Below are 22,708 nucleotides of genomic sequence, written 5' to 3'. Positions count from 1 at the left end.
TTGCGGCGTGGCCGCATGGGGACGTTATCTCCGATGTGGGTTACGCATTCAAGTCAGAAAGTGTGGAGCGGGTCGAATTTCAGAGTTTTCTGATAACCGCCAACCATCGATAGTGGCCCGAAGATAAGAAACGCCGGGCAATACCCGGCGTCTCCGTCACAGCGTGGAAGGGTGTAGACCTCAGTACTTTCCGTCAAACGCAAAAATCGGCTTGCGCTTCTGCCACAGGCCTGCAGTGAAGTCCGGGAACTCCAACGTCTGGAAACTGTTGGCGATCGACTGCTCGCTCAACGGAGTAATCGCGCTCCAGGTCACTGCGTCGTAGATGTCGATCGGCATCGGCGCCTTGGCCTTCAGCGCTTCCACGAACGCATGGATCACGAACCAGTCCATGCCGCCATGGCCGGCGCTGGCAGCGGTGTCGGCATTCTGCTTCCACAGCGGATGTTCGTACTGGTCCTGGTACTTCTTGAACTCTTCCCACTGGTGCGGCGGGCTGCGGCCTTCGATATGGATCGAATGGTTCACGTCCATCCACAGGCCCTTGGTGCCCTGCACGCGGAAGCCCATCGAATACGGTCGCGGCAGCGAGGTGTCGTGCTGCAGCAGGATGGTCTCGCCGTTCTCGCAGGCCAGCGTGGTGGTGACGATGTCGCCGAGCTTGAACTTCACCTTGGTGCTCGGATGGGTGGTACCACCACTCTTGGCTACGGTGTATTCGTGCAGGCCACGCGCCTTGGTGGCGAATGCGTTGATGTGGGTGAAACGGTTGCCGCGGTTGATGCCGGTATACATTGCGCACGGGCCGATGCCGTGACTGGGGTAGAGCTCGCCATTGCGCTCCACCGAGTGTTCGGTGCGCCAGCGTGCTTCGCTCCAGCCCTTGGGGCCGAATTCCACGCCACTGTCGTAGGGCTGGTTCGGGTCGCCGGAGTTGAACTTCACCCCGCGCAGGTCGTGCTGGTAACCGGCCTGCAGGTGCACCAGTTCGCCGAACAGACCCTGCCGCACCATCTGCAGGGCCGCCATCACGTCACGGCGGTAACAGACGTTCTCCAGCAGCATGTACGGGGTGCCGGTGCTCAGCTGGGTCTTCAGCACATCCCAGTGATCCTGCAGGGTGATGCCGGCCACCACTTCGCAGCCCACGGCCACGCCGGCCTGCATCGCGGCAATCGCCATCGGTGCGTGGTACTCCCACGGCGTGGCGATGATCACGCCATCGATGCCCTTCTGCTCCAGCAGGCGCTTCCACGCGTTGATGTCGCGGTCCTGGCCGTAGGTCTTGGGCGCGGGCTTGCCCGCCTTGCTGACCATCTCCACGGCGCGGCCCAGCATGATCGGCTCGATATCACACAGGGCAACGACCTCCACGTCGTCGCGGCGCACCAGTTCCTTCAGCAGCACCAGGCCACGCATGCCGGTACCGATCACCGCCAGGCGTACCTTGCGGCCACGTGCCCATGCCGGGGTCTGCGGCAGCAGGCTGCTGGCGGCGACAGCGGCGCTGGCCGCGATGAATTCCCTACGCTTCATGGCAAACACTCTCCTCTTGAAGGCGCGCCAGCCTGGGCCGGCGCGCCTGGTCACGCAAACGGGATTACTTGAACCGGTAGCCGATGGTCACACTGTAACCACGACCGAAGATGGTGGCGTAGTCACTGGAGTCACCCAGGAAGCTGTTGGGATCGTAGAACGGCAGGCGGTTGAACAGGTTCTTGACGGTGAAGCTCAGGTTCCACGCGTCATCCGGGCGCCAGGTGACGCTCATGTTGGCGGTCCACCACGACGGTGCCCCATCGCACTTGCTCTTTTCCAGGGCCAGGTAACCGCCGGTGCAGGTTTCCTTGTTGTTGCTTTCTTCGTCGATCTGGTCGGTGGCCCACTTGGTGCCGCCCACGTAGTTGACGAACATGCTGGTGGTGACCTGCTTGTAGGTCCAGTCGGCATTGAGCGTCGCACGCAGGCGCGGGTTGTTGTAGTAGCCCACCACGTCGCCGTAGTACCAGCCGTTCTGTTCATCCATGTAGAAGCGGTTGCGGTTGGCGATGGTGGCGGCCAGGCCGATGTTCAGCCCGCCCCACTCACCCAGCGAGAAGCGGCTGCGCGCATCGATGTCGAAGCCATCGATCAGGGTCTTGCCGCGGTTCTTGTACTGGCCCACCACGCTGGCCACGTTGCCGGCCGAGTAGCCCGGCAGCGTTCCCGGGCAGCTCACACCGCTTGCCGGGTCGGCGCACATCGCCGCCAGCTGCGCCAGGTTGGCGCGGTCGCTGTCGGTGATCGGCGAGCGCGACGAGGAGATGATGTCTTCGGCGCGGCGGTAGTCCGGGGCAACGATTTCGTTGTCGCGGTAGATGAACCAGTAATCGGCCGACACCGACAGCCAGCTGGCCGGCTCGTAGACGAAGCCCAGCGTGGCGATCTTCGCCTTCTCCGGCTTCAGGTTCTGGTTCGGCTGGGTCATGCGGGCCACGGTACGGCTGCAGTCCACGTTGAGCAGGCTCTTGCCCAGGTCAACATCACCGCCGCGCTGCGATTTCAGCAGCAGGTTGGCGATGGCGTTGGTCTCGGCGCAGCGCAGTTCATCACGGTAGCCGCCCAGCTGCGCGTACACGCCGCCGTTGCCGGACTCGGCCAGGCTGGGGGCGCGGAAGCCGGTGGAATAGGTACCGCGCAGCATCAGCTGGTCGAACGCCTGGTACTTGAAGCCGATCTTCGGCGCGACGTTGGCGCTGAAGTTCGGGTACTTGTCCACGCGCACGGCCGCGTCCAGCTCCAGCTTCTCGGTGATCGGCGCCACCGTTTCAGCAAACAGCGCATAGGTGTTGCGCGCGCCATCGAACCACGAGCCACCCTGCTGGGTGATCAGGCCGGCGGCCGCGTCGGCGTTGCCGGGGGTGTAGAAGGTTTCGCGGCTGGCGTTGAAACCGAACGCGGCGCGCATGTCACCGGCCGGCAGCTGGAACAGCGGCCCTTCGATCTTGCCGTCCAGGGTGTGCAGGCGCGTCCACGACTGGATGTCGAAGGTCGGGAAGGCGCCGCGGATCAGTGCGGCGTTGGCCTCGCTGATCTCGCCGAACTTGTACGCCGGATGATCGGAGATGATCACGCGGCCCGTGCCCGGGTCGATGCTGTAAGGACCGAAGGCCTTCTCGAAGCCCTTCACGTTGACGTTGATCGTCTGGTAGGTGGTCGAGTGCGTGCCGGCGGTGGCGAACGCGGTTTCCCAGTTCCAGTCACCGACGTTGCCACGCGCGCCGGTCAGCACGCGGTAGCTCTTGTCGGTGTTGCGCTGGCCGAAGTAGTTGGCGCCGGCATCCTGCAGCAGGTACTGCAGGCCGACCACGCCACCCATCATGGCCTTCAGCTCGGGGCTGGCGTGGTTGTACTCGTTGTTCGGGCCCAGGAACGGATACAGGAACTGGTTGACGTTGTTGCCGGTATCGCGCGAGAACCAGCTGGTCGGGTTGCCGGTGGTGGTGCCGTAGCTGCGCGGGGTACCGCCGTTGGCACGCAGGTCGATATCGGTATAGGTGGCCTCGGCGAAGATCTCGGTGCTGTCGCCCACCAGGAAGGTGCCGTTGAGGTAGGCGGTGTTGCGCTCGGATTTGGCGCCGGCATCGATCTCGTTGTTCATCCAGGTTTCCCAGACGCAACGCGGGCCGGCCGCTTCACTGGTCAGCACGTTCTTGCAGCCCGGCGCGGCTTCCTGCACGCGGCGGCCGGTCACCGGATCGAACGCGAAATAGCTGCCCGGGTTGAACTCGCCCGGCTTGCTGCCCACGCCCAGGCGCAGGTTGTTCAGGTAGTTGGGGTTGTTGACGTAGTACTGGTCCGGGCGCTTGTCATAGAAGTCGGCCAGCGGAATCGCGTCGCGGCGGTACATGTTCACCGCGCCGTAGATGTTGAAGCGGTTCTCGGTGAGGTCACCGAAGCCGGCGGTGATGCTGGCCTGGCGCTCGCCGTAGGAATCGATGCGCGAGGAGGTGTCGTTGGTGAAGCTGATCTCCGCGCCCTGGAAGTTGCGCTTGGTGATCACGTTGATCACGCCGGCCACCGCGTCGGTGCCGTACACGGCCGAGGCGCCGTCGGTCAGCACTTCCATGCGTTCGATGGCGGCGGCGGGAATCGCATCGATGTTGACGAACTGGGTCTGGAAGCCCGCCGGCGCACCGTAGTACGACAGGCGACGGCCATTCAACAGCACCAGCGTGCCCTGTGCGCCGAGGCCGCGCAGGTTGGCCTGCGAAGCGCCGTCGGAGCCGGTGAACAGCGAGCGCGAATCCTGCTGCGCTGGCCGGGCGGCCGGCAGGTTGTCGAGTACCTGCAGCAGCGTGCGCGCACCCATGTTCTGGATGTCCTGCTTGCTGATCACCTGCACCGGCGAGGCGGTTTCAACGTCGGTGCGGCGGATGTTGGAACCGGTGACCTCGATGCGGGCCAGGTCGGTGGCCTTGTCCTTGCTCTCCTGGGCGAAGGCAGGAACGGCGACCGACAGCAGCACGCCGGCGATGGCCAGCGACAACGGTGCGATCGAACGACAGGGGGGGCGGTGGTGGCGGGCGGGCAACATCGGGGTTCTCTCCTGGCAGGGGTGCGGCGCGAATGGTGGATCGGCGGGCAAAACGCTCCCGGGCCACGGCTCCCACCGTCGTGGTGAAGCCGTAGTCGGAATGGGCGGGGGAGGAGCGGTGTTACGTGGCGGTCATGGGGCGACGATGCTGGCGGAGTCGCCCTCCTGGCCGATCAGCACGGCGTTGGCCCAGTTGGCACAGACCTGGGCGGGTTGGCTGCCCTGCGCACCCAGCGTGCGCAGGCTCAGGGTGGAAAGGCCACGGATGTCCAGCTCCGGCTTGACCACGCCGGGCGCCTTCACCAGGCCACTGTCATACAGCAGGCGGTTGTCGCCCCAGACCTGGAACTGCAGGCCACCGGCCGTGCGGCAGGCGTCGTCAATGCCGAGGTCGGCACGCAGCAGGCGCCAGCCCCCCTGCAGGCGCAGGTCGATGCGGCTGTTGGCGGACACGCCCAGGCCGCGGCGGAACTGCAGGCCGTTCATGCGCATGCCGGCGTCGCCGCTGAACGCCTTGTCGGCGTGCACCTGGCTGGCCAGCGCGGCCGGCACCGGCAGCTCGGAGAGATAGCGCTGCCGGGCCGGTCGCTCCGGTTCCTGGTGTTCGAGGATGTGGAAGGTGGACAGCGCAATCGGGCCGACGTCGCGCGGTTGCAGCGCGTCGAAGGCACGCGCACTGCCCTGTGCAGCGGTCACCATCGGATCGTTGCTGGAGGCACCGTCACCTTCGGGGTTCTGCACGCTCAGCACGCGGAAGCGCAGCAGGCGGCCGGCGTGGGCCGGGAAGTCGATGCGCTGCGTGCCTTCCTTCAGCTGCAGGTGGCCGCGGGCAATCGGTTCACCCCACTCGCCGTTGCTGTCGCCCAGGTACACCTCGTAGTCGCGCACCTGGCCGTGCTTCCAGTTCTTGTCGTTGCGCGGCGCGATGTCGATGCCATCGATCATCTTCCGTTCGCCGAAACCGATCACCCACTCATGGGCACCGGTGCGCACGGCCTGGTTGCGCACGCTGCGGAACCAGGTGGCCGGATCATCATCGAAGGCATTTTCCAGCGCATGGCCGGGTTCTTCGGCCGGGCGGTTGATCACCAGCAGGCTGTCGGCCGGCAGTCCGCGGCCCAGCACCGGTGCGGCCGGATAGGCATCGTCAGCGGCCGCTGCGGCGACGGCGAAGTCCAGCTGCAGCTGCAGCGGCTGGCGGATGTCCTGCGCCGCGGTGCGTACATGCAGGGTGCCGCGACGCTCCTTGGCATCGAAGTACCAACCCTCGCTGGCGCTGTTGAATGCGGTCGCGTCGGCCAGCGCCGGCAGCGCGCGGCCAGCGGCCTGCACCGCACGCGGCGCCTGCCGGCTGAGCACGCGCAGGCCATAGCGGCGCTGTGCCAGCTGGCCGTTGTACTGGCCCTGTACCGCATCGATCTGCACCTGCACCGGGCCACTGCCCTGTGCCGGCGCCTGCACACTGATCCGCTGCGTGCTCGATTCGCCCTGCTGGTAGCGGCGGGTGATGCCGTCATCTTCGTACAGCGTGTACTGCGAATCACCCTGCGGGTACAGGTCGAAGGTCACTTCATCGAGCGGTTTCTCGCCGTCGAACAGCATCGACGGGTACATCGGCAGGATCGCACCGGCACGCACGAACACCGGCAGCGTGGCCAGGTCCACCTGGCGGTCCAGCTGGCGGCCATCGGCGGCGGCCTGCACGCGGCGGCCATCCCAGTAGTCGATCCAGCCGCCGGCGGGCAGGTGGATGTCGCGGCGCCAACCACGGCTGGCGGCCTGGCTGCGGTACACCGGTGCAACCAGCAGGTCGCGGCCGAGCAGGAACTGGTACTTGTAGGTTTCATCCTGCGCGTGCGGATCGCGCGGGTTGTCCCACATCAGGCCACGCACCGGCGGTGCACCGGTCTGCGCAGCCTCATGCACCAGCCCATACATGTACGGGGTCAGGCGCATCTTCAACTTCAGGTAATCGCGGTTGATGCTGCGGTAGGGCTCGTCGTACCACCACGGGTGCTTGCGCGCATTCGACGACCAGCCACTCATGCCCATCAGCACCGGGGTGAATGCCTTCCACTGCAGGTCGCGGGTGAAGGTCTCGGCGCTGCCGCCGAAGATCGCGTCCACATCGCCACTGGCGTAGGCCATGCCGGACAGGCCCGAACCCACCAGGGTCGGCACATGCCAGCGGATGTAGTCCCAGCTGCTGCTCTGGTCGCCGGTCCAGGCCACGGCATAGCGCTGGATGCCGGCCCAGCCCATCACCGTCCACAGGAACGGGCGGGAATCGGAATTGTCGAGGATGCCGTTGAACGCCTGGCGGTTGGCATCCATCGCGAACTGGTAGCCCTTGCCGGTCCAGGCCACGTCCAGTTTCTGCACGCGGCTGCCGGCCTTGCCCACTTCCCAGGCGATCTTGTCGACGCCGTTCTCGGTCCACAGGCCGGTGCGGAAGCCATACCCGGCCAGGCCCTTCACCGTCTCAGGCAACTGCTTGTAGCCGCAGCCATAGCCATCGTTGGGCAGGATCCAGCCGCCGGGCATGTCATTGGCGCGGTACTGCTTGGCCACGCTGTTGATCACATCGGGGGTGGTGCCGGTCGGGCCGTCGCTCCAGCCCTCGGGCACGGTGCCGGGCTTCTTGCTGTTGTCGCCGTCGTTGTAGCAATCGGCATCGCCGTAGGACAGCGCCCAGCGCGCGACCATGTTCGGGCGGCCGGTCAGCTGGGTGTAGCGCTCGATCAGCTTCGGCAGGTCAGCGCCAACGAAGTAGTACGCATCGAAGCGGTCTTCGCGATGCAGCAGGGTGGCCTGGTCGCTCTGCCGCAGGTCGTAGCTGCCATCGCTCCACGTATTGCGCAGCATGCCCCAGCCACGGCTGCTCAGCAGCATCGGTGCCGGGCTCGGGCGATCCCCCTCTTCCCAGCCGCCGGAGTACGAGACCTCCAGTTCGCGGCCCTTGAACTGGTAGCGGCCGTTCTGCTGGCCACCGCCGTAATAGCCTTCATCGGCCTGCGAGGACAGCACCTGCACGCTCTGCGCGGCATCCAGGTCCAGCGGCTGCAGTTCCTGCCACAGCGCGGTGGGCTGGCCGTTGTCCAGGCGCTCCAGGCGCAGGCGCAACGGCTGCCGCTGCACATGCAGCACCAGTGCAGCGGTACGCACGCGGATCTCCTGCGCGTCTTCTTCCAGCTGTGCCTGCACGTTGGCCTTGGGCTGCGGCAGCACGATCGGCGCGGCCTTGTCGCCGGCACCGGTCAGCTTGCCGTTGCGGCCGGCCTGTACGCGGATGATGTCGGTGGCCGGCAGCTCAATGCGGATGCGCGTGCCGTTGTCGGTCTGCAGGTCCCAGCCATTTACACCGTCGGTGCTGGCACTGGCGCTGACCGAGCGCAGGTTGCCGACCGGTGCGGCCTGGGCCGACAGGGACGCCGACAGCAGTGCCGGCAACAGGGCCAGCAGCAGTGGCGAACGACGAACGCAGATTTCCACACGGACTCCCAACCCGTTCACCGGGCGTTTCGAAAGCGGTTGGGCCGACTCTAGGGCAGCGATTCGAAAGATGTCAACAAATTGAAAGGAAAAAGGAAGATATATTTAGATGAAACGAAAGTTGTTGCGGCGCAATACTTTGTGTAACCGCTTGCAGGTGCCTGTTAAGCATTGTGCGATACGGCATTCGGCGGTTTCTTTCGTTTCCAGAGTCATACCGCGCGGGGAAAGCCATCACTGCGATATCTTTCTTTTTACTTTCGGTATTTGACATTTCGAAAGAAAACGCAGATGGTGCGCTGGCCCAACTGGAACCTCCGAATGGACGTCACCCTGCTTTCCGATGTGTCCGCCTGGCAGCGCCGCGGCGGAGCCGATACCGCTACCGAAATCGCCCAGCAGCCGGCGCTGTGGGAAGCCCTTGCACAGGATCTGTCGCGTGCCCGCGACCGCCTGCAGGCCTTCCTCGGCGACAGCCTCAACGACCCGAACCAGCGCGTGCTGTTCACCGGCGCCGGCAGTTCCGGCTTCATCGCTGAAATGGTGGCCGATGCCATCAACGCGCAGTGGCCGGCCGAGGTGCGCGTGGTGCATACCACCAGCCTGCTCACCCATCCTGCGCTGTACCTGCAGCGCGATCGTCCGACCCTGCTGGTGTCGTTCGGCCGCAGCGGCTCCAGCCCCGAAAGCGTTGCCGCCGTCGACCGCGTGCGCAGTGACGTGGACGATGCGCGCTTCCTGGACATCACCTGCAATGCCGAGGGCGAGCTGGCCCACCGTGGCGCCGGCCGTGCCGACACCTGCACCCTGCTGATGCCGTCGGCCAGCTGCGACCGTGCATTCGCCATGACCAGCAGCCTGACCTGCATGCTGCTGGCGGCATTGACCGTGTTCGACCGTTCGCCGTGGGATGCGCGCATCGCGCGCCTGCAGCAGATTGCCGGTCTGGCCCGCGAAGGCCAGGCGCAGTGGGATGCAGCTGTGGCCGCGCTGGCGCAGCGCCCGTTCAACCGGGTCATCTACCTTGGCAGCGGCCCGCTGGAAGCACTGGCGCGCGAGGCTGCGCTGAAGGTGCTGGAGCTCACCGCCGGCCGCGTGCTGGCGCTGGCCAACACCCCGCTCGGCTTCCGCCATGGGCCGAAGTCCACGCTGGACGGCAGCACCCTGGTGGTCGTGCTGCGCAGCGTGCAGCCGCTGGCACGCCGCTATGAGCAGGACCTGCTGGAAGAACTGCGCCGCGACGGCGTGGCCGGCCAGGTGCTGTCGATCGGCCCGCATTCGGATATCGGCGCCGACGATGACTACACCCTCACCGTGCCTGCCCTGGATGACCCGTGGCTGGCGCCGGTGTGGCTGGGCTTTGCGCAGCTGTACGCGCTGCAGCGTTCGGCCGCACTCGGCCTGACCCCCGACAATCCGTTCCCGGACGGCACCGTCAACCGCGTGGTCAAGGGTGTCACCATCCACCATGGCTGAGCTGATCGCCAACGCCTGCTACGGCATCGACATCGGCGGCACCAAGATCGAACTGGTGGTGTGCGATGCGGCGATGCAGGTCACCTGGCGCCGCCGCGTGGCTACCCCGCAGGGTGACTACGACGGCTTCCTGCAGGCGGTGGTGACACTGGTTGCTGAAGCCGATGCTGCGCTGGGTCGCAGCGATGCGGCCATCGGCATCGCCCTGCCCGGCGTGCGTGATCATCGCAACGGCCGCCAGCTCAGCGCCAATGTGCCTGCGCTGACCGGTCAATGCGTGGCGGCTGATCTGCAGGCACGCCTGCAGCGTCCGCTGCATTTCGGCAACGACCTGCAGTGTTTTGCGCTCTCCGAGGCGCATGGTGGCGCCGCCGATGGCTACCCCAGCATGTTCGGCGCCATCCTCGGCACCGGTGCCGGTGGCGGCTTCTGCCTGCAGGGGCGCCTGCTGTCCGGCTTCAACGGCCTGGCCGGCGAATGGGGCCACTGGAGCGTGCCGGGTCACCTGCTGCAGCGTCATGGCCTGCCGCTCATTGATTGCGCCTGTGGCCTGCAAGGCTGCGTGGAGCGCTACGTGTCCGGCAGTGGCCTGGCGATGATCGAGCGCCACCTCGGTGGCAGCGCTGCCGATGCCAGCGTGGTGGTCACCCTGGCCGAAGCCGGCGATGCGCGTGCACGGCAGGCGCTGGACATCCATCGCGACCTGCTCGGCCACAGCCTGGCCGCCCTGGTGCTGGCGCTGGACCCGCACGTGATCGTGCTCGGTGGCGGCCTGTCCCAGTACGCACCGCTGTACCAGCTGTTGCCGGCGGCCATCGCCGCGCATCTGTTCAACGGCGTGCAGGTGCCGCCCATCGTGCCGCCGCGCTTCGGCGATGCCGGTGGTGCACGCGGTGCCGCCCTGCTGGCCTGCCAACCCTCGTTTTCCTGATGTCCGGAGCTTGACCATGTCCCCGTTGCAGACCCTGCTTGCCTCCCACCGCGCCGGCCACAACGTCGGCCTGTACAGCGTCTGCTGCAGCAACGAACAGGTGCTGCGCGCGGCCATGCACGTGGCGTTGGCGCACGATACCGTGCTGCTGATCGAAGCCACCTCCAACCAGGTCGACCAGTTCGGCGGCTACACCGGCATGACCCCGCCGCAATACCGCGACTACGTCGGCACCCTGGCCGATGAGGAAGGCTTCGCGCGCGAGCGCTTGATCCTCGGCGGTGACCACCTTGGCCCGAACGCCTGGCAGAAGCGCCCGGCCGCCGAAGCGATGACCCATGCGCGCGTGCTGATCGAGGCCTACGTCGCCGCGGGTTTCCACAAGATCCACCTGGACTGCAGCATGTCCTGCGCCGATGACCCGGTGCCGCTGCCCGATGCCATCGTTGCTGCACGTTCGGCCGAGCTGGCCGAGATCGCCGAGCGCACCGCCACCGAGCACGGCCTGCCGCCGCCGGTCTATGTCATCGGTACCGAAGTGCCGATTCCCGGTGGCGAAGCCTCGCTGGCCGGTGGCCTGCAGGTGACCACCCCGGCTGCCGCTGCGCAGACCCTGGCCATCCACCGGCAGGCCTTCGACACCCCGCTGCTGCGCGATGCATGGCAGCGTGTGCTGGCCATGGTGGTGCAGCCGGGCGTGGACTTCGACCACAGCAGCGTGCACGAGTACGACGCGGCCGCCGCCAGCGAGCTGGCCGACTTCCTCGAACAGCAGCCGCGCATCGTGTTCGAAGCGCATTCGACCGACTACCAGCGCGAAAGCGGCCTGCATGCCCTGGTGCGCGACCATTTCGCCATCCTCAAGGTCGGCCCCGCGGCCACCTTCGCCTACCGCGAAGCGCTGTTCGCACTCGCTGCCATCGAGGCCGAGCTGCTGCCGGCCGCGCAGTGCTCGCGCCTGCCGCAGGTGCTGGACGAGGTGATGGTGGCGCAGCCGAAGTCCTGGCAGTCCTACTACCAGGGCGACGAAGCGACCCTGCGCCTGCTGCGCAGCTATTCCTTCAGCGACCGCTGCCGCTACTACTGGGGCGAGCCGGCGCTGGTGCAGGCCGTGCAGACCCTGTTCGCCAACCTGGAACAGCACGCGCCGCCGCTGGTGCTGCTCAGCCAGTACCTGCCGGAGCAGTACCGCGCCGTGCGCGAGGGCACCCTGGCCAATACGCCTACCGCCCTGGTGCAGCATCGCATCGGCCTGTGCCTGGGCGAATACGCCCGCGCCTGCAGCGCCAACCAGGCGGGAACCCGCAAGCACAACGCAAGTCCGGCTGCCGCCGATCTTGCGAACGGCTAATCTCTACCTTTCCCTGCGAAACCGAGAATGGCCATGCGCAACACCCGCTCCCGCCGGCAACAGATCCTGCAGCTGCTGATCGAGCACGGCTCGGTGCAGGTGGCCGATCTGGTCGAGCGCTTCGGCGTGTCGGCGGTGACCATCCGTGCCGACCTGACCCACTTCGAATCGCAGGGGCTGGCCACGCGTACCCACGGCGGTGCCACCCTGGTGCGTACACCGCCGCAGGAACAGGACATCCACGAAAAGGATGCGCTGAACCTGCCGCTGAAGGACTCCATCGGCACGGCGGCCGCGCGCCTGGTGCAGGCCGGTGACAACATCATCATCGACTCCGGCTCCACCACGATGACCCTGGCCCGCCATCTGCGCGGACACCGCGATGTGACGGTGATGACCAACGGCCTGAACATCGCCTGGGAACTGGCCAACGCCGCCGGCATCACCGTGCTGCTGACCGGCGGACTGCTGCGCCAGCAATCGCTGTCGCTGCAGGGCAGCCAGGCCGAAGCCAGCCTCAACTCCTACAGTTTCGACACGCTGTTCCTAGGCGTGGATGGCCTGGACCTGCAGTTCGGCCTGACCACCCACGACGAAGCCGAAGCCCGCCTCAACCACCGCATGGTCGAACGCGCGCGGCGCATCGTGGTGCTCACCGACGCCTCCAAATTCGGACGCGTCAGCCTGCACCGCATCGCCCGCCTCGATCAGATCCACGCCATCATCACCGACGCCGGCATCGACGACGCGACCCGCGAGGGGCTGCAGCGGCTGGGCATCGAAGTGATCATCGCCGAGCCTCCCGCATGACCGATATCCGCTCCCTGCACGGCCGCATCCTCACCCCGTTGGGCTGGCGTCGCGGCCAGGTGCAGTTCGATTCACACGTGCGCCAGCTGCAGGTAGATGACCACAGCGGCGGCGATGACCCGCAGCTGCCGGTGATCCTGCCCGGCTTCATCGACCTGCACGTGCATGGCGCGGCCGGCGTCGACCTGATGCAGGGCGGCGACGTGGCCCGCACCATCGCCCGCACCCATGCGCGCTTTGGTACCACCACGCTGCTGGCGACCACCATGACCGCCGGCCTGGACGAGATCGAATACGCGCTGCAGGGCGTTGCGGCAACGATGGCAGCGCCCGAAGCCGATGCCGCCTGCATCGCCGGCGTGCACCTGGAGGGCCCCTTCATCAGCCCGCAGCGGCTGGGCGCACAACCCAATCGTACGATCGAGGCGACGATGGCGCTGGTGGGGCGGCTGCACGCGCTGGCACCGATCCGGGTGATGACGCTGGCGCCGGAGATCGGCGAGCACACCGCACTGATCCCCGCGCTGTCCGCACTCGGCATCCGCGTGCAGCTCGGCCACAGTGCCGGCACCTACGAGGAAGGCGTGGCCGCATTGCAGGCCGGCGCTTCCGGTTTCACCCATCTGTTCAACGGCATGACCGGCGTCGACCACTACCGGCCGGGCATCGCCGCCGCTGCCCTGGCGCATGCGCAGTACGCCGAGATCATTCCCGACCTGCAGCACATCCATCCCGGCGTGATCCGTCTGGCCGCACGCGCGATTCCGCGCCTGTATGCGGTAACCGACGCGACGGCCGCCACCGGCATGCCCGATGGCGAGTACGCGCTGGGCGAGCAGCGCGTGCACAAGTGCGGCGGCTGCGTGCGCCTGGCCACCGGCTCGCTGGCCGGCAGCGCGCTGACCATGGACCAGGCGCTGCGCAACCTGGTGCAGGTGGGTCTGGATCTGGCTGACGCATCGCAGCGCGTGTCCACCTTCCCGGCCGATTACCTGGGCTTGAGCGATCGCGGCCGCATTGCGCCCGACGCCCGTGCCGACCTGGTGGTGCTGGGTGCGGAACTGCGCCTGCAGGAGGTCGTGGTGGGCGGTCGATTGATCGATCTGGACTGACACACGCCATGCGGCCCGGATGCCGCACTCAAGGCGCGCAAGCGCATTGCATCTGCCACGCACCCTCCCGTTAGTCCAGGAACGAGCCGATGACCGCAGCCACTGCACCTGCCGTACCCGCTTCCACCGCCCCGCGCTGGCCCGTACGTTACCTGCTCTTCATCGGCGGCCTCGGTGGCCTGCTGTACGGCATCGACATCGGCATCATCGCTGGCGCCCTGCCCTATCTCGAAGCTACCGCCAGCCACGCCTGGCAGCTCAGCAGCCAGCAGCTCGGTTTTGTCGTCGCTGCGGTGCTGCTGGGCAGCGTACTGTCCTCGCTGTTCGCCGGCATGATCGCCGACCTCATCGGCCGCCGTGGCGCGATGCTGCTGGCCGGCGTGCTGTTCACCGCCAGCATCCCGATCATGGCGCTGGCGTCGGGTTACACCCCGCTGCTGCTGGGGCGCCTGCTGCAGGGTGTCAGCGGCGGCCTGATCGGCGTGGTCATTCCCCTGTACCTGGCCGAAGTGCTCAGCCCGGAACGACGCGGCCGCGGCGCGGCGATGTTCCAGCTGCTGCTGACCGTCGGCCTGGTGCTGGCCGCGTTGATCGGCCTGTACCACGCCCATGCCGTGGACGCCGCCACAGAGTCGGTGCGCTCGCTGCCGGTCGCGCAGCAGGCGCAGGCGCTGTTCACGGTGAAGGACCACGCCTGGCGCACCATCTTCTGGACCTGCCTGGCACCGGGCCTGCTGTTCTGCGCCGGCATCTTCTGGCTGTCCGAATCACCGCGCTGGCTGGTGCGTCGTGGCCGCATCGATGATGCGCGCCGCAGCCTGCAGCGCGTGCTGCCCGCTGCCGACGTCGAGCCCACCCTGGCGCAGATCCAGGCTCCGGAATCGAGCAGCAGCAGCGGCAAGCGTGACCCGCTGCTCAGCCGCCGCTACGTGGTGCCGTTCGTGTTGGCCTGCGTGGTGCTGGCCTGCACCCAGGCCACCGGCATCAACTCGGTGCTGGCCTATGCGGTCAACATCCTCAACCAGGCAGGCCTGTCCGGCTCGGTGGCCAACGGCGCCGACGTGGCGATCAAACTGCTCAACGCGGTGATGACCGTCGCCGCGCTGCTGCTGGTCGACCGCAAGGGTCGCAAGTTCCTGCTGATGCTGGGCAGCGGTGGCATCTGCGTGGCCCTGCTGGCCGCAGCAACGCTGTTCTTCCAGGCCGAACGGGGCCGCGCCGACGTGCAGCCGCACCTGCAGGCCGCAGTGAGCGGCGATGGCCTGCAACTGGTACTGGATGAGGCGCAGTGGCAGCGGCTTGCCGGTGGCATCGACCGCGAAGGCCGGCCACTGCAGCTGACCGTGTCCTACGCCTATGGCGACTTCACCAACGTGCGCGCGCTGCGCAGCGACAACCTGACCGACCGCGAGCTGCGCATCGAGCGCGCCGGCACCGTGCAGCCGGACAGCGTCATCGGCGCGTTCTTCCGCACGTTGCACCTCAATCCGTTCGCCGACCCGGCCAGTGCCGCGCAGGCACCGCTGCGCATCGAACAGGCCCGTATCGGCCCGATTCCGCCGCCCGCGCATGGCTGGGCCGTCGCTGCCTGCATCCTGGTATTCGTGGCGTTCTTCGCGGTCGGCCCGGGCGTGTGCGTGTGGCTGGCGCTGTCCGAACTGATGCCCAACCGCATCCGCTCCAACGGCATGAGCATCGCGCTGCTGATCAACCAGTTCGTATCCACCACCATTGCCGCCATCTTCCTGCCGACGGTGGGGCACTACGGCTACGCCAGCATGTTCCTGTTCTGGGCGGGCTGCACGTTCGTGTTCTTCCTGGTGGCCGCTTTCTGGCTGCCGGAGACCAAGGGGCGCTCGCTGGAAGAGATCGAAGCCGGGTTTGCGGGGAAGCAGCGCTGATTCAGCGCTGCTGTGGCGGCGCAGGGCCGCCGTGCACGATGTAGCGCGCCATGTCGTGCACTTCGGCCACGCTCATGTTGGTACCGGCCACCTGCATGGACTCGCCAAAAGGGCCCGCTATGGTGGCCACGGACAGCACGTGGTCATCGACGGTAAGCGCCACCTGCTTGCCCACCAGGGCCTCGGTCGCGTGCAGCAACCGGCCGGCGGACTCCCTGCGGAACGTCAGTTCCAGTACGGGCTGGTGCGCAGCATCCAACGCCGCTCGCACGTCGACGATATCGGCACTGCTGAGCATCGGCGGCGCTTTCACGGCGATGCTGCGCCCTTGCCACTGCAGGGTAGCGCGGCCATCGGGATCGACCTCACGCATCTGCACCTGCACCCCCTCCCGCGGCGGATGCCGGGTCTCCGCCGGGAGCACCCGGCTGCAGCCCGCCAGCAGCACCACCGCCAGCCCACCGCCGAGCCACGCCCATCTGCTCCAGCCCCGCATCAGCGCAGCTTCCTCAGCTTGAACGCCACCAGCACCTGCAGCACGCCGTACAGCAGGCTGCCGATGCCGATCCACAACGTGGTTACCGCTACGCCGGCATACGGATTCGCCGCGAACAGCAGGCCCAGCACGATGGCCAGCACACCGCTGAGAATCAGCAACCACTCACCCTGGATCTGCCTGCGCACGCGGATGGCGAAGACGATGCGATAGATGCCCGCCACCAGCAGCCATGCCGCCAGGAACAGCACCAGCACGCTGGCGGTGGCAAGTGGATTGATCACCGCCAGGATGCCGAAGCCCAGCGAGGCGACCACGTACAGCAGCAGCCAGCCACGCGAGGCGCCGCTGGCACCGGTGATCAGCGCCAGCAGGCTGATGACGCCCTCGACGATGGCCATTACACCCAGCGTCCAGGCCAGCGCGATGGCCGCCGACATCGGCCAGCCGATCGCGATGATGCCGAAGCCCAGCGCGACCAGACCGTACAGCAGCAGGATCCACCAGCTGCGTCCAACGGCCGACAACAGGGGAGACAAGGGGGAATTCATGACCACTCCTTCGATCCGGGTTCGTGGCCATCCTAGCCCTTGCGGATGAAAGGGGCGATCACGGAACGCGAGCGCAGACCCACGCCCGCACGTCTTCAGACCCCACCAACCGCAACGTCTCTGCAATTTCCAGCACGGTACTGCCGGTGGTCATCACGTCGTCGACGATGGTCAGCCGCGCCGGTACAGCACCGCGCACATGGAAGGCGTCGAACAGGTTGTCGCGGCGCTGCTCGGCGCTGCGTTCGGACTGCGGCGCGGTGTGGCGGCGGCGGTACAGCCCGCGCCACGTCGGCAACTGCAGCAGGCGGCACAGTTCGGCGGCCTGGTCATAGCCACGCTGACGCAGTCGCTTGCGGTGCAGTGGCACGGGTACCAGCGGCGCGCACGACCACGGTGGCGGGTTGCGCAGCATCAACTGCGCAAGCAGGCGTCCGGCAGCCAGGTCCTGGTGGAATTTGTAGCGGACCAGCAGCTGATCGACCGGCGGCAGGTACAACAGGCTCGCATGGGTCGCGGTATGCGGTGGCGGCTCGTCGCGGCAGGTTCCACAGATGGGCAGGGCTGCATCCGGTAGCGGCAGCGCGCAGCGAAGGCAGGCGCGACCCGCCCACGGCAGGTCGGCGAGACAGGCGACGCAGAGGTCGAGGGTGTCGTGGCCGGGCTCGCTGCAGACCAGGCAGCGCAGGGGCAGCAACAGGCGAAAGGCAGCCTGCAACGGTTCACCAAGAACAGAAGGCAGTGGGAGGCGCATGCCGCAGCATCGCCACGCAGGTGGATGCTGCCCATCGGCGAAGCCAGCACATGCGAGTAGGTGAAGCGCGCGCTCCGCGTCTGACCATTTGCGGCCGGCAGTGGCCTCGTTGTGGCGGGTTGGGTGAACCGTCCGCTGCTTGACAGGCTGCCGGGATGTCCGGACCCTTCGCGGCATGACAATCGACGTCGAACACCTGAGCCTGCGCGAACTGAACGCCCTTGTGACTGCTGCCGAGCAGCGGAGGGCGCTGGTTGCCAGCCGCCGCCCCGTGGCCGTTGTCCGTCGCAAGCTGATCGCCTTCGCCGCGCAGTGCGGCTACACGATTGAAGAGCTGATCGGGGCCGCGCCCGCCGAGGCCGCTGCACCGGTCCGCAAACCCGCCACACGGCGCAAGGCAGGCAAGGTAGCGGCCAAGTACCGCGACCCGGACAACAAGCGCAATACGTGGTCGGGCCGCGGCCGGATGCCGCGCTGGCTTGCCGAGAAGACCAAGCATGGCCGCAGCCCTGCCGATTTCCTGATTCCCGGGCTGGGCCGGTCCGACGTTCGAAAGTCCAGCGCGATCGGGCAGAGAACCGTCTTCAAGCAGAGCTGACCCGGCGCACTTCGCTGTAGCGCATGCGCGACAGGTCGCCGGCAGCCTGCAGCGCGCCACGCTCGACCAGCTTGCGCACACGCCCTGCGTAGAACACATCTGGAATTCCCGGCGGGCGTTCGGGATCCAACGACATCGCCGTGCCCACGATATAGGCGACTTTGCGGAACTGACCGTCACAGTGGGAAAGCAGCTGCTGATCGATCCGCGCGACGTCCTCCTCGGTCAGCGCTGCGATGCGGTGCCGCTGTTCGTTGGTGAGGTGCGCATCGCAGTCCGGCGCGTCGTCAGTGTCAGCCAGCCGGCCATTTACAGCCAGCAGGCGGACCAGCACGAAGAAGCCAAAGTCTGCCAACTCCGCTTCGGACAGGCCTACCGGGTCGGCAAGCATGCCTGGTGGATAGTCCTTGAACGTAACGAACGTGCGGTGCTGCCACATACCGGCGGTGTCCGATTTCCGCAGGTCATCCATTACCACGCGCAAGCCTCCATCGGGCAGATCAGCCAGGCTGCACAGCACAGCGTTGCGAAGGGTTGCGGCGTTCTTGTGCGTGTCCATGCCGATTCTCACGTTCCATGCGTAGCGGCGAACTTAGCACCGCTGCAACTGACCCGGGCGACGACTTCCTGTAAACCAATATTTTATATTAATAGTTGACAGTGTTCCCGACCCCACCCAGACTGCGCCCTCGCTCCAGCCCTTCCAAGGTCCCGCCATGGCAACCGCCATCCGCCACGACTGGCACCACGACGAACTGCAGGCGCTGTTCGACCTGCCCCTCCCGGAACTGCTGTTCCGCGCCGCCGCCGTCCACCGCGAGCACTTCGATCCGGCCCAGGTGCAGGTATCCACGCTGTTGTCGGTGAAGACTGGTGGCTGCCCGGAAGACTGCGCGTACTGCCCGCAGGCGCAGCGCTACAGCACCGGGGTCAACGCACAGAAACTGATGGACACCGACGCGGTGCTGGCCAAGGCACGCCAGGCCAAGGCGGCCGGTGCCTCGCGTTTCTGCATGGGTGCAGCGTGGCGTTCGCCGAAGGACCGCGACATCCCCAAGGTGGCGGCAATGATCGCCGGGGTGAAAGCGCTGGGCCTGGAAACCTGCGCCACGCTGGGCATGCTCAGTGGCGAGCAGGCGCGCGCGTTGAAGGACGCCGGCCTGGACTACTACAACCACAACCTCGATACCGCGCCGGACTACTACGAGTCGATCATCCACACCCGGCAGTACCAGGATCGTCTGGATACGCTGGGCCATGTCCGTGATGCGGGGTTGAAGACCTGCTGCGGCGGCATCGTTGGCATGGGCGAAACACGCGCGCAGCGGGTCGGCCTGCTGCTCGCGCTGGCCACCTTGCCGGCGCATCCCGATTCGGTGCCGATCAACAAGCTGGTGCAGGTGGCCGGCACGCCACTGCATGGCAGTGCCGAGCTGGACCCGTTCGAGTTCGTGCGCATGATCGCCGTGGCCCGCATCGCCATGCCGCGTTCGATGGTGCGCCTGTCGGCCGGCCGCGAGTCGATGAGTGACGAGCTGCAGGCGCTGTGCTTCCTGGCCGGCGCCAACTCCATCTTTTATGGCGACAAGCTGCTGACCACCGGCAACCCGGAGAGCGAGCGCGACATGGCCCTGTTCGCACGCCTGGGCCTGCAGCCGATGACGGTGCAGGTGGACGCCGACGGTCATGACCATGGCGGCACCGTGCATGCCGATATCAGCACCGATGGCCCCGGCTGTGGCTGCGCCCACGCGGCCTGAGCCGGCGGCCAAGCAGGCGTCGCGGCAACGCGCTACCCTAGCCGCCCCGTCGCCGCATCCAGCCGCCATGGCACGCCCCGACCTGACCGCCCGCCTCCAAGCCCAGCGCGCGTTGCGCGATGCACAAGGCCGTCGCCGCCCGCGGCGCACGGTCACCCGTCGCGATGGTGTGCGCCTGGAAGTCGATGGGCGCTGGCTGACCGGCTTCTGCAGCAACGATTACCTGGGCCTGGCCCAGCAGTTCAGCGTGGTCAACGCACTGCAGGATGCCGCCGCGCGCGAAGGTGCCGGTGCCGGTGCTTCGCACCTGGTCTGCGGCCACCACGCGCTGCACGACGCATTGGAACGCGAAGTGGCCGAGTGGCTCGGTTACCCGCGTGCCTTGCTGTTCGGCAGTGGCTTCACCGCCAACCTGGCCGTGCAGCAGGCGCTGCTGGGCGAAGAGAACGATGTCTGCGTGCAGGACAAGCTCAACCACGCCAGTCTGCTCGATGCCACCCGGCTGGCCGGCGCGCGCCTGCGCCGCTACCCGCACCTGGACGCGGAAGGTGCGATGCGCCAGCTCAAGCATGCGCCCGATGGCGCAGCGATGCTGGCTACCGACGGTGTCTTCAGCATGGATGGCGATATCGCGCCGCTGCGTGCGCTGTCGCTGGTCGCGCGCCTGCAGCAGGCGCTGTTCTACGTGGACGATGCGCATGGCGTGGGCGTGCTCGGCGATGGCCGTGGCGCGGTCGCCACCGCCGGCCTGGGCGTGGACGATGTGCCGCTGCAGCTGGTCACCCTGGGCAAGGCGCTCGGCGGTTCCGGCGCGCTGGTGCTCGGCCGCGAAGACCTGATCGAGCACCTGGCCGAAACCGCACGCCCCTACATCTACACCACCGCCATGGCGCCGGCGCTGGCGGCATCCGCACTGGAAGCGGTGCGCCTGGCCCGCCGCGATCATTGGCGCCGCGCGAAGCTGGCCGATCTGATTGCCCTGTTCCGTAGCGAAGCGCGACGTCATGGGCTGGATCTGATGGCATCGGAAACGCCGATCCAGCCGCTGTTGTGTGGCGACGACCACACTGCCATGGCGATGTCGCAGGCGCTGGAGCAGGCCGGCTGGCTGGTCGGCGCGATCCGCCCACCGACCGTGCCGGAAGGCAAGGCGCGCCTGCGCGTCACCTTGTCCGCGCTGCACACCACCGAGCAGGTACGCGGCCTGGTCGACGCCATCGCCGTTGCACGCGACCGCGTGGCCTTTGCCGCGCGCGAAGTGCTGCCGCCGTCGTTGCCGGCGCTGGCCTGAGTGATCGTGTAGTTCCCCATGCATATTGAAGTGACCGGCCATGGGCCGGACCTGGTACTGATCCACGGCTGGGCCCTGCAGGGCGGCGTGTTTGCGCCGCTGGTGCAGCGCCTGGCCGATCGATTCACGCTGCATCTGGTCGACCTGCCCGGCCATGGCCACAGCCGCGACGACAGCACCCCGCTGCGCCTGCCGTTCGTGGTCAACGCCATTGCCGCGGCCACGCCGCCGGCGGTGTGGTGCGGCTGGTCACTGGGCGGCCTATTCGCGCTGCACGCGGCGGCTACGCTGCCGAAGGTGCGTGGTCTGGCGATGATCGCCGCCACGCCGCGCTTCGTGCGCGGTGATGACTGGCCGCATGCGGTGGAGCCATCGGTGTTCGAGCAGTTCGGTCGTGACCTCGCGCAGGACTTCAGGGGAACCCTGGAACGTTTCCTGGCACTGGACGTGATGGGTTCGGCGCATGCCCGCGAGGAACTGCGCACCCTGCGCCAGCGCCTGGTCGAACGCGGAGCGCCCACCGAACGCGCACTGCACGAGGGCCTGCAGCTGCTGGAGAGCACCGACCTGCGCGGCGCCCTGCCCGCACTGGGCAAGCCCAGCCTGTGGATTGCCGGCCAGCGTGACCGTCTGGTCTCGCCGGCGGCGATGCAGGCCGCTGCCGCGCTGGCGCCCGGCGGGCAGTCGCTGACCGTCGGCCAGGGCGGCCACGCCCCCTTCCTCGGCCATTCCGATGACGTTGCAGCCGCCCTGCAACACTTCGTTGCCGGCCTGTCACCGGCCGATGGCGGACAATGAGCCTTCCTAAGCTTGTGCAGGACTGACGCATGGATCTGGGCATTTCCGGCCGCTGGGCACTCGTCTGCGGCGCCAGCAAGGGGCTTGGCCTGGGCTGCGCGCGCGCATTGGTGCGCGAAGGCGTGAACGTGGTCATCGTCGCCCGCGGTGACGCTGCGCTGCAGGCCGCGGCTGAAGAACTGCGTACGCTGCGCGGTGCCGCTGAAGTGCATGCGATCGCCGCCGACGTCACCACCGAGGCGGGCCGCGCCCAGGCGCTGGCCGCCTGCCCGCAGGTCGACATCCTGGTGACCAACGCCGGCGGTCCGCCGCCGGGCGACTTCCGCACGTTCGAGCGCGACGACTGGATCGCCGCGCTCGACGCCAACATGCTGGCACCGATCGCGCTGATCCGCGCCACCGTGGACGCGATGATCGAGCGCGGCTTCGGCCGCATCGTCAACATCACCTCGTCATCGGTGAAGGCACCCATCGACGCGCTGGCGCTGTCCAACGGCGCGCGCAGCGGCCTGACCGGCTTCGTCGCCGGGCTGGCGCGGCGCACCGTCGTCCACAACGTCACGATCAACAATCTGCTGCCCGGCCAGTTCGATACCGACCGCCTGCGCGCCAACTTCGCCCACGCCGCCGGCCAGGGCGGGGACGTGCAGGCGGTGGCCGAACGCCGCCGCCAGCAGATCCCGGCCGGCCGCTTCGGCACGCCGGACGAATTCGGCGCCGCCTGCGCCTTCCTGTGCAGTGCACAGGCCGGTTACCTCACCGGGCAGAACCTGCTGATCGACGGCGGCGCCTACCCCGGTACGTTCTAAGA

The 22,708-nt window shown here is 67.4% G+C and carries 18 protein-coding genes; 11 read left to right on the top strand and 7 right to left on the bottom strand.

Annotated features, from left to right (window positions below; translation table 11 throughout):
* Nucleotides 1–180: 180 nt before the first annotated feature.
* The 3 genes from K5K93_RS13840 to K5K93_RS13830 all read right to left on the bottom strand — a co-directional run bounded on the left by K5K93_RS13840 (nt 181) and on the right by K5K93_RS13830 (nt 8,068).
* Nucleotides 181–1,536 carry a Gfo/Idh/MocA family oxidoreductase gene (locus K5K93_RS13840; protein ID WP_049465753.1) on the bottom strand — a complete coding sequence of 452 codons (1,356 nt, stop codon included), beginning with the start codon at nt 1,534–1,536 and terminating at the stop codon, nt 181–183.
* 64 nt (nt 1,537–1,600) lie between these two features.
* Nucleotides 1,601–4,576: a TonB-dependent receptor gene (locus K5K93_RS13835; protein ID WP_032976876.1), complete on the bottom strand. Its 2,976-nt coding sequence runs from the start codon at nt 4,574–4,576 to the stop codon at nt 1,601–1,603.
* A gap of 132 nt (nt 4,577–4,708) precedes the next feature.
* A complete protein-coding gene (locus K5K93_RS13830; RefSeq protein WP_222388187.1) occupies nt 4,709–8,068 on the bottom strand; it encodes a TIM-barrel domain-containing protein in 3,360 nt (1,119 codons plus the stop codon).
* Nucleotides 8,069–8,389: 321 nt separating this feature from the next.
* Between K5K93_RS13830 and K5K93_RS13825 the strand changes: the two genes are divergently transcribed.
* The 6 genes from K5K93_RS13825 to K5K93_RS13800 all read left to right on the top strand — a co-directional run bounded on the left by K5K93_RS13825 (nt 8,390) and on the right by K5K93_RS13800 (nt 15,649).
* Nucleotides 8,390–9,544: an SIS domain-containing protein gene (locus K5K93_RS13825; protein WP_222388186.1), complete on the top strand. Its 1,155-nt coding sequence runs from the start codon at nt 8,390–8,392 to the stop codon at nt 9,542–9,544.
* A complete protein-coding gene (locus K5K93_RS13820) occupies nt 9,537–10,475 on the top strand; it encodes an ROK family protein (RefSeq protein ID WP_222388185.1) in 939 nt (312 codons plus the stop codon). The genes K5K93_RS13825 and K5K93_RS13820 overlap by 8 nt, the downstream gene beginning before the upstream one ends.
* Nucleotides 10,476–10,491: 16 nt before the next feature.
* Nucleotides 10,492–11,826, top strand: a complete 1,335-nt coding sequence (locus tag K5K93_RS13815) for a D-tagatose-bisphosphate aldolase, class II, non-catalytic subunit (protein ID WP_222388184.1) — start codon at nt 10,492–10,494, stop codon at nt 11,824–11,826.
* A gap of 33 nt (nt 11,827–11,859) precedes the next feature.
* A complete protein-coding gene (locus tag K5K93_RS13810) occupies nt 11,860–12,636 on the top strand; it encodes a DeoR family transcriptional regulator (RefSeq protein ID WP_049465791.1) in 777 nt (258 codons plus the stop codon).
* Entirely contained in the window at nt 12,633–13,748 is a 1,116-nt protein-coding gene (locus K5K93_RS13805) for an amidohydrolase family protein (protein ID WP_222388183.1), read from the top strand. Before K5K93_RS13810 ends, K5K93_RS13805 begins: the two co-directional genes overlap by 4 nt.
* Before the next feature lie 89 nt (nt 13,749–13,837).
* Nucleotides 13,838–15,649, top strand: coding sequence for an MFS transporter (locus K5K93_RS13800; protein ID WP_222388182.1), 1,812 nt, complete (start codon nt 13,838–13,840; stop codon nt 15,647–15,649).
* A gap of 1 nt (nt 15,650) precedes the next feature.
* On the opposite strand, the gene K5K93_RS13795 is transcribed toward K5K93_RS13800, so the two are convergent.
* From K5K93_RS13795 to K5K93_RS13785, 3 genes are all read right to left on the bottom strand, one after another.
* Nucleotides 15,651–16,022: a hypothetical protein gene (locus K5K93_RS13795; protein ID WP_261311846.1), complete on the bottom strand. Its 372-nt coding sequence runs from the start codon at nt 16,020–16,022 to the stop codon at nt 15,651–15,653.
* Nucleotides 16,023–16,144: 122 nt separating this feature from the next.
* Nucleotides 16,145–16,696, bottom strand: a complete 552-nt coding sequence (locus K5K93_RS13790) for an HdeD family acid-resistance protein (RefSeq protein ID WP_089237595.1) — start codon at nt 16,694–16,696, stop codon at nt 16,145–16,147.
* Nucleotides 16,697–16,754: 58 nt separating this feature from the next.
* Nucleotides 16,755–17,450 carry a ComF family protein gene (locus tag K5K93_RS13785; protein ID WP_222388180.1) on the bottom strand — a complete coding sequence of 232 codons (696 nt, stop codon included), beginning with the start codon at nt 17,448–17,450 and terminating at the stop codon, nt 16,755–16,757.
* 175 nt (nt 17,451–17,625) lie between these two features.
* Between K5K93_RS13785 and K5K93_RS13780 the strand changes: the two genes are divergently transcribed.
* Nucleotides 17,626–18,048: an H-NS histone family protein gene (locus K5K93_RS13780; protein ID WP_032976866.1), complete on the top strand. Its 423-nt coding sequence runs from the start codon at nt 17,626–17,628 to the stop codon at nt 18,046–18,048.
* Here the strand turns inward: K5K93_RS13780 and K5K93_RS13775 are convergent.
* On the bottom strand, nt 18,035–18,607 hold the full coding sequence (locus K5K93_RS13775; protein ID WP_099785785.1) for a DUF3658 domain-containing protein: 573 nt from the start codon (nt 18,605–18,607) through the stop codon (nt 18,035–18,037). The two genes, K5K93_RS13780 and K5K93_RS13775, sit on opposite strands and share 14 nt — an antisense overlap.
* A gap of 157 nt (nt 18,608–18,764) precedes the next feature.
* Here K5K93_RS13775 and bioB point away from each other — a divergent pair, with 157 nt between their 5' ends.
* The 4 genes from bioB to K5K93_RS13755 all read left to right on the top strand — a co-directional run bounded on the left by bioB (nt 18,765) and on the right by K5K93_RS13755 (nt 22,706).
* Complete coding sequence (gene bioB, locus K5K93_RS13770; protein WP_222388179.1) at nt 18,765–19,808, top strand: biotin synthase BioB; 1,044 nt, start codon at nt 18,765–18,767, stop codon at nt 19,806–19,808.
* Between the two features lie 67 nt (nt 19,809–19,875).
* On the top strand, nt 19,876–21,099 hold the full coding sequence (bioF, locus tag K5K93_RS13765; protein WP_025877495.1) for an 8-amino-7-oxononanoate synthase: 1,224 nt from the start codon (nt 19,876–19,878) through the stop codon (nt 21,097–21,099).
* An 18-nt stretch (nt 21,100–21,117) separates the two neighbouring features.
* Nucleotides 21,118–21,897 carry a pimeloyl-ACP methyl ester esterase BioH gene (gene bioH, locus K5K93_RS13760; protein ID WP_222388178.1) on the top strand — a complete coding sequence of 260 codons (780 nt, stop codon included), beginning with the start codon at nt 21,118–21,120 and terminating at the stop codon, nt 21,895–21,897.
* Nucleotides 21,898–21,926: 29 nt separating this feature from the next.
* On the top strand, nt 21,927–22,706 hold the full coding sequence (locus K5K93_RS13755; RefSeq protein ID WP_222388177.1) for an SDR family oxidoreductase: 780 nt from the start codon (nt 21,927–21,929) through the stop codon (nt 22,704–22,706).
* Nucleotides 22,707–22,708: the final 2 nt, after the last annotated feature.

It is taken from the genome of Stenotrophomonas sp. DR822 (genome assembly GCF_019793815.1).
Lineage (GTDB): Bacteria > Pseudomonadota > Gammaproteobacteria > Xanthomonadales > Xanthomonadaceae > Stenotrophomonas > Stenotrophomonas indicatrix.
Note: the sequence above shows the minus strand (reverse complement) of the source record. Positions and strands in the feature narration are given on the sequence as shown.

Coding starts and splice junctions, on each gene's coding strand:
- K5K93_RS13840 (WP_049465753.1), bottom strand. CDS start 1,536: ATGAAGCGTAGGGAATTCATCGCGGCCAGCGCCGCTGTCGCCGCCAGC.
- K5K93_RS13835 (WP_032976876.1), bottom strand. CDS start 4,576: ATGTTGCCCGCCCGCCACCACCGCCCCCCCTGTCGTTCGATCGCACCG.
- K5K93_RS13825 (WP_222388186.1), top strand. CDS start 8,390: ATGGACGTCACCCTGCTTTCCGATGTGTCCGCCTGGCAGCGCCGCGGC.
- K5K93_RS13820 (WP_222388185.1), top strand. CDS start 9,537: ATGGCTGAGCTGATCGCCAACGCCTGCTACGGCATCGACATCGGCGGC.
- K5K93_RS13815 (WP_222388184.1), top strand. CDS start 10,492: ATGTCCCCGTTGCAGACCCTGCTTGCCTCCCACCGCGCCGGCCACAAC.
- K5K93_RS13810 (WP_049465791.1), top strand. CDS start 11,860: ATGCGCAACACCCGCTCCCGCCGGCAACAGATCCTGCAGCTGCTGATC.
- K5K93_RS13805 (WP_222388183.1), top strand. CDS start 12,633: ATGACCGATATCCGCTCCCTGCACGGCCGCATCCTCACCCCGTTGGGC.
- K5K93_RS13800 (WP_222388182.1), top strand. CDS start 13,838: ATGACCGCAGCCACTGCACCTGCCGTACCCGCTTCCACCGCCCCGCGC.
- K5K93_RS13795 (WP_261311846.1), bottom strand. CDS start 16,022: ATGCGTGAGGTCGATCCCGATGGCCGCGCTACCCTGCAGTGGCAAGGG.
- K5K93_RS13790 (WP_089237595.1), bottom strand. CDS start 16,696: ATGAATTCCCCCTTGTCTCCCCTGTTGTCGGCCGTTGGACGCAGCTGG.
- K5K93_RS13785 (WP_222388180.1), bottom strand. CDS start 17,450: ATGCGCCTCCCACTGCCTTCTGTTCTTGGTGAACCGTTGCAGGCTGCC.
- K5K93_RS13780 (WP_032976866.1), top strand. CDS start 17,626: ATGACAATCGACGTCGAACACCTGAGCCTGCGCGAACTGAACGCCCTT.
- K5K93_RS13775 (WP_099785785.1), bottom strand. CDS start 18,607: ATGGACACGCACAAGAACGCCGCAACCCTTCGCAACGCTGTGCTGTGC.
- bioB (WP_222388179.1), top strand. CDS start 18,765: ATGGCAACCGCCATCCGCCACGACTGGCACCACGACGAACTGCAGGCG.
- bioF (WP_025877495.1), top strand. CDS start 19,876: ATGGCACGCCCCGACCTGACCGCCCGCCTCCAAGCCCAGCGCGCGTTG.
- bioH (WP_222388178.1), top strand. CDS start 21,118: ATGCATATTGAAGTGACCGGCCATGGGCCGGACCTGGTACTGATCCAC.
- K5K93_RS13755 (WP_222388177.1), top strand. CDS start 21,927: ATGGATCTGGGCATTTCCGGCCGCTGGGCACTCGTCTGCGGCGCCAGC.